This window comes from Legionella sp. (genome assembly GCF_965140895.1).
Classification (GTDB): domain Bacteria; phylum Pseudomonadota; class Gammaproteobacteria; order Legionellales; family Legionellaceae; genus Legionella.
Genome location: NZ_CBCSKT010000025.1, coordinates 1 through 5,895, shown reverse-complemented (window position 1 = coordinate 5,895; position 5,895 = coordinate 1). Strand labels below are relative to the sequence as shown.

The window sequence follows — 5,895 nt, the reverse complement described above, 5'->3', positions numbered from 1 at the left end:
CCCATGTTTGGAAAATAAGGTTGCTTGAGAATAATTCTATACTAGTTAAGATTATTACTGGAGCTCGTGATTGTTTGCGTTCTTTATCTCATACAATAGTTAATCCTTCTCTTCTCAATGAGATGCGTAGCATATCGGACTTAATTTTTCCTCTGAAGGGTGGGGTTAATTAACCGCTCACGATTCAACTGTTCAATGAATCACATTAATTTAACTATAGGATGCTGTTGCGGATGAGTTTTGAAATATACTTGATATTACTGGAGGCAACGGATTATGAGCCTTTTATCTCTATTTTAACATATTGATTTTATTGTAATTTATTCCGAGGGTAAATGTCACTAATGTCGTACTCAAATACGTAAATTTCACGGTAGGGTTTTTTAAGGCATTTAGCTTAATTGTGTCTGCATGTATAAACAATTAGGCTAAAATATATTCATTTCCAAAAAGTATCTTTTTCCCAATATTCGGGTAATCCCATACTATTTAAAGGTATTTCATCGAAACTATTAAATAACTCTAATAATCTGTTACACCATTCTGTTTCAGGACTAATTCTTTTCATCATATGGTGAAGAATGGAAAAAACGGTCGCTATGCGTGTATGAGGATGATCTTTATCTAAGTATGTAGGCCAGATAAAATCTTTTTGAGTAGGGTAGGCAGGTTTAATACCTAGTTCTCTATTCCACAATCGCGCATGGTGCGCACAAATATTTCTAATGACTGTTATAGTGTGAAGCCAACTTTCCAGTAATGGCGGATAAAGATTGAAACCATTAGCTATAGCTTTTTTATCTTTATCTTTTGCTAACCCTTTATAGAGATGGGATAATTCGCCTAAAGAAATTTCTTCAAGCATGGCCCATCCGGGCATTAATTCTGGTTCATGATAGGTTAAAGAGTAATGACGAGCATAACTTTCTTGTCTGCGCTTTTCCTTTAGGTAAATTTTATATGTTTTATCGTTTGTCCTCAAGCCGTCAATACGAAGACACTCTCGACTGTAATTTTCTAGAGCCTCATGTTGTTTTTCTTGTATAGTCTTGATTAAACGCTCATGATGATAGGTTTTTTTAAAGTGTTCATTACTTAGATACCAATGGGAACCGTATTTATTACCGAGCCTATTGGATATGTGAGCGCGAACAGCTACCTCTATTCGTTCAATTGCATCAATTATTAATAAGCGTAGTCGCCTATCAAACTCATAAAGCTTTGTAAGTTGGTGAAATTTAACTCCTGACAAAAACTGGTGCTCATTGTTACTCATTTGAAAAGGGCGCATATAAGGAGTTAGCCTGAAAAAACTAACTTTATTCAAAAAGCTCAGTGCGTTGTTTTCATCTGGGATCAGAAGCCCACGTTTTTTTAATAACTGAAGCTGTTCTATAGGAGTAATTGCAGGCTTAATGAACACGGCCATACATAGCACCTTATTTTTAGATAAAAAAAACCCGCTCGATTTGAGCATATTGATCTAGATCAATAGAGGCTTGGCGGGTGTGTTAATGAAATTATAGCCAATAATTGAATTCAAGACAACGTCCTCTTCATTCAAATTTTATGCATGTTAATACTTTGTTGTGGATAAGAGCAGTTCAGAGTTGAAAGTTTAACCCGTTTATTGAAAAAATGTTTATCAACAATTGAAACCCATTCGCTATCGAGAAATAAAATTTTCGAATGTGCCGGAAGTTTTTTGCACTTTATGCATATTCCACTCCATGCCGATCACAGATTCCAGTGATGTCGATCACGAATTCCATTTGATGCCGATCAAAGATTCCATTTTAAGCCGATCAAGAATGAACAAGATGTAAGCATATTTAGCGACGCACAATAAACCGTTTTATCCTTTTGTTTGGTTAAACAGAAGGAAAATAGAAATGCCAACGGAGAAGCTATCGATGCGTAAAATAAGAGAAGTTTTAAAGTTACGATACGAAAGTGGCTTGAACAATAGAGAAATTGCAGCAAGTGTTGGTATTAGTGCTAGCACTGTGAGTAGCTATTTATCACGTGCAAAAATGTTTGACGTGATTTGGCCTCTGCCTACGTCGATGTGTGATGAGGAACTTTATGCTCGCTTATTTCCACAAGAGTCTAATCCCAAGAAACTGAACCGCTCCACCCCAGATTTATCATGGGTTCATCGAGAACTGAAGCGCAAGGGAGTCACTTTATTATTACTATGGTATGAATATCGCAGCCAACATCCTGATGGATATGGGTACAGTCGTTTTTGTGAGATGTATCGAGATTTTTCGTGCAAACTGAATCCAGGCATGCGTATTACCCATCATGCCGGTGAAAAACTATTCGTAGATTATTCAGGGCTAACTGTTCCATGGGTTGATAAAGATACAGGCGTACTACACAAAGCAGAAATCTTTGTAGCAGTGCTTGGTGCTTCGAACTATACCTTTGTTGAGGCAGCGGAAAGCCAGAGCTTACGTCATTGGATAGGCGCACATCTTCGTGCATTCGAATTTTTTGGCGGGGTTACCACGTGCATTGTGCCTGACAATCTTAAGTCAGGAGTTACACAACCCCATCTTTACGACCCCGATACCAACATGACGTATCAAGAAATGGCCAACTATTATCATGTTGCTATTATTCCTGCTCGAATACGCTCCCCGAAAGACAAGGCTAAAGTTGAAGTGGGTGTACAGGGTATTCAACGATGGATTTTAGCTCGACTGCGAGATTGTACTTTCTTTAGTATTTTTGAGATTAACACAGCAATTGCCCCTTTATTACACGCTTATAATGAACGTCCATTTCAACAGTTAGTCGGCTCTCGTTATTCCCAGTTTATAGAAATTGATAAACCCGCATTAAAATCATTACCTATTCATCGTTATCAATTTGCTTATTGGAAACGTGCTAAAGCCGGCATTGATTATCATGTAACCATTGAGAAACATCATTACAGTATTCCATGGCGTTATCTAGGGGAACTCATTGATGTTCGAATTGGCGACCGAACGATTGAGTGCTTTCTACATAACAAACGCATCGCGCTGCATCAGCGCTCCTATAAGCCAGGCCATACCACGCAGAATGAACATATGCCAAAGGCTCATCAGGATTACGTCACATGGACACCTGAACGATTACATCGATGGGCACAAAGTATTGGGCCACATACAGCTCAACTAATTGATGACGTTATTGGTTTGCATAAAATACCCCAGCAAGGTTATCGGGCATGCCTTGGTATTCTTCGCATGAGTAAAAAATATGGAAAAGAACGTTTAGAAAATGCAGCGATTAGAGGGCTTCATATTGGTGCCGTTCGATATAAAAATATTGAGTCCATTTTAAAGAATGGGCTGGATAAGCAGCCGCTATCAAAGCCTGCCAGCACGAGCGCGGCTGCTGATATAACCAATCACCATGAGAATGTCCGTGGTGCAAATTACTATCATTAATAGACTCAAGGAGATAATGTTATGTTAACACAGCCACTGTTTGAACAGTTAAGAGAATTACGTTGCCACGGCATGATTGAGGCATTGCAAGAGCAGATGCAGCACTCTGATATTCATCAGTTATCTTTTGATGAACGATTTAGTTTACTGGTGGAGCGAGAATGTATTGTACGTGGAAATCGCAAGCTAGGCGCTCGATTGAGGCAAGCCAGACTCAAAGCCAATGCGTGTATTGAGGATATTGATTACTCCGTTTCAAGAGGTATCTCAAGGGCGGTAATTAAGCAACTTGCCGATTGTTCTTGGGTGGGACGAAAACAAAATCTACTGATTACTGGTCCTACGGGTACCGGTAAAACGTGGCTCGCATGTGCGTTAGCTAATCAAGCATGTCGTACTCATTTTACGGCACGTTATTTACGTTTACCAAGACTATTTCAGGCACTTGAACTCGCTAGAGGTGATGGAAGTTTCCCCAAGTTACTTGCCTCATTAGAAAAAATCCAACTCCTTATTTTGGATGATTGGGGTTTGGCTCCGATGAATGATGAGCAACGCCGGGATTTACTTGAAATTATGGATGACAGGCATAATCAGTCCTCAACCATTGTGACGAGCCAACTACCTGTTAAACTCTGGCATGAGGCTATTGGTGATTTGACATTGGGGGATGCTATCTTGGATAGACTTGTTCATAACGCTCATCGAATTGATATGAAAGGTGAGTCAATGCGAAAAAAATCAACTACAAAATTCGATAATCTGGAGGATAAGTCATAAACTTAAAAAAAGCGTCGCTTTGCTCCGGTTTGATCGCCATCGAATGGAATCCGTGATCGGCATCAAATGGAATCTCTGATCGCGATGGAATGGAATCGTTGATCGGCATCAGTGGAATCCGCAGTGACGACGCTTTCTTTGAGTTTCAGCAGAAATAATAACGTTTCGAGAGCGTAGATATTTATATAAAGTTGCTCTAGAAATTGCTAACTGCCCGCATATTTCTGAGACACTAAATATTCCCTCTTTATATAAAAGCTCTGCTGAATGCGCAATCCTAAAGCTCTTTTTGATAAACCTTTTGGTCTACCACCTTTTTTTCCTCTCGCTCTTGCGGCTTCAAGACCAGCAACTGTTCTTTCCTTAATAAGTTCTCTTTCAAATTCCTCCAAAGAGCCAAATATATTGAATATTAACAGCCCTTGAGGTGTAGTGGTATCAATTGGGTCATTAAGGCTTTTCAATCTCATGGACAATTTGTTGTTTTTCTAAGAGCGTCCATCAGCGCCGATTAGTGCTCGACTGGATTATTTCATTACATTCTATTGTTGTCGATATAGTCATATTACTAGTCCTATTCCTAGTCGTTATTTTTAAACTAGGTGGACTGGTTTAAATGGGGAGCACTACACCTATGTCTAGTTTGTTACTTTTGATGATCTCGGCGGCTCTAGCTCGCCATTCTAGATTCCCTGGCTCTACAATTACCCCCTTCTTAATAAGGATTAGTTTGGTTAATAAGATCAATATTTATTCATAAAAGCCATGGAGTTTTGTCAGAAAGTAGTATATATTTTATGACATAGGAGAACGAAATGAATATTACTACTCAAGTTGAAAATTTTATTCAGAGGAAACCTCGTGGCGAACCATTCACCACCTCCTCCATGATTAAGATCGGTAAGCGACCCGCAGTTGATCAGGCATTATCCAGGCTTACAAAATCTGGGGAAATTGTCCGCATAACTCAGGGAGTATATGTTCGTCCAGAAAAAAATCGCTTTGTTGGCATTGTAATGCCCGAGCCATTTAAAGTTGCAAAAGCAATTGCAAGACAATCGAATGAACGTATTCAAATAAGCGGCGCAGAAGCAGCCAGAAAAATGGGGCTTACTACTCAGACTCCCGCACAACCTGTTTTTTTTACTACAGGCCGCAACAGACACTTTAAAATGGGTACACTGGAGATTAGTTTGAAACACGTGAGTCGCAAGAAACTGCCTCTTCCCAATTCAGAGGCAGGTCTTGCTATTCAGGCTTTGTGGCACTTGGGTAAAGAAAAAGTATCAATCCAATCCATTCAAATTATTCAAAGTAGGCTTACTTCGGAAGAATTTAATAAATTTGTAAATGCAAAAAATGAAATGCCGGGGTGGATGAGCAATATTATTATACAATATGAAAAGGAAAATTAAATTGTCAGATGTATTTATACAATTAAGCTTAAAAGACCAATCTCAAATTTTAAATACACTTGCGACTGACCTTGGTAAATCCGCAATAATTCTCGAAAAGGACATTTGGATAGTCTGGGCTTTAAAAACACTATTCGAAATGCCAAATAGATATCAAATGGCCTTCAAAGGTGGTACCTCGTAAGCGCCTAATTAACCCCACCTAGAACTCCCCAAATAAGCTGTAGATAATTGCCTCCAATGAAACAACGGGAGCA

6 protein-coding genes are annotated in these 5,895 nt (G+C 39.0%); 3 read left to right on the top strand and 3 right to left on the bottom strand.

Annotated elements, in window-relative coordinates:
- Positions 1-439: 439 nt before the first annotated feature.
- The gene (locus tag ACQY7T_RS03120) at positions 440-1,423 is read right to left on the bottom strand and encodes an Abi family protein (RefSeq protein WP_428411257.1); all 984 of its coding nucleotides are present in this window, start codon (positions 1,421-1,423) and stop codon (positions 440-442) included.
- Between the two features lie 469 nt (positions 1,424-1,892).
- Here ACQY7T_RS03120 and istA point away from each other — a divergent pair, with 469 nt between their 5' ends.
- Both istA and istB read left to right on the top strand, forming a co-directional pair.
- The gene (istA, locus tag ACQY7T_RS03115; RefSeq protein ID WP_428411256.1) at positions 1,893-3,443 is read left to right on the top strand and encodes an IS21 family transposase; all 1,551 of its coding nucleotides are present in this window, start codon (positions 1,893-1,895) and stop codon (positions 3,441-3,443) included.
- A 21-nt stretch (positions 3,444-3,464) separates the two neighbouring features.
- Entirely contained in the window at positions 3,465-4,223 is a 759-nt protein-coding gene (istB, locus tag ACQY7T_RS03110) for an IS21-like element helper ATPase IstB (protein ID WP_428411255.1), read from the top strand.
- Positions 4,224-4,331: 108 nt separating this feature from the next.
- On the opposite strand, the gene ACQY7T_RS03105 is transcribed toward istB, so the two are convergent.
- Together ACQY7T_RS03105 and ACQY7T_RS03100 are read right to left on the bottom strand one after the other, a co-directional pair.
- Positions 4,332-4,445 (bottom strand): hypothetical protein, encoded by a 114-nt coding sequence (locus tag ACQY7T_RS03105; RefSeq protein ID WP_428411258.1) that lies wholly within the window; start codon positions 4,443-4,445, stop codon positions 4,332-4,334.
- Positions 4,430-4,693 (bottom strand): recombinase family protein, encoded by a 264-nt coding sequence (locus tag ACQY7T_RS03100; protein WP_428411254.1) that lies wholly within the window; start codon positions 4,691-4,693, stop codon positions 4,430-4,432. Before ACQY7T_RS03100 ends, ACQY7T_RS03105 begins: the two co-directional genes overlap by 16 nt.
- Positions 4,694-5,038: 345 nt before the next feature.
- Here ACQY7T_RS03100 and ACQY7T_RS03095 point away from each other — a divergent pair, with 345 nt between their 5' ends.
- Positions 5,039-5,638, top strand: coding sequence for a DUF6088 family protein (locus ACQY7T_RS03095; protein WP_428411253.1), 600 nt, complete (start codon positions 5,039-5,041; stop codon positions 5,636-5,638).
- Positions 5,639-5,895: the final 257 nt, after the last annotated feature.

Bases quoted from the DNA above. Each gene is read 5' to 3' on its own strand.
- istA (WP_428411256.1), top strand. From the start codon at position 1,893: ATGCCAACGGAGAAGCTATCGATGCGTAAAATAAGAGAAGTTTTAAAG.
- istB (WP_428411255.1), top strand. From the start codon at position 3,465: ATGTTAACACAGCCACTGTTTGAACAGTTAAGAGAATTACGTTGCCAC.
- ACQY7T_RS03100 (WP_428411254.1), bottom strand. From the start codon at position 4,693: ATGAGATTGAAAAGCCTTAATGACCCAATTGATACCACTACACCTCAA.
- ACQY7T_RS03095 (WP_428411253.1), top strand. From the start codon at position 5,039: ATGAATATTACTACTCAAGTTGAAAATTTTATTCAGAGGAAACCTCGT.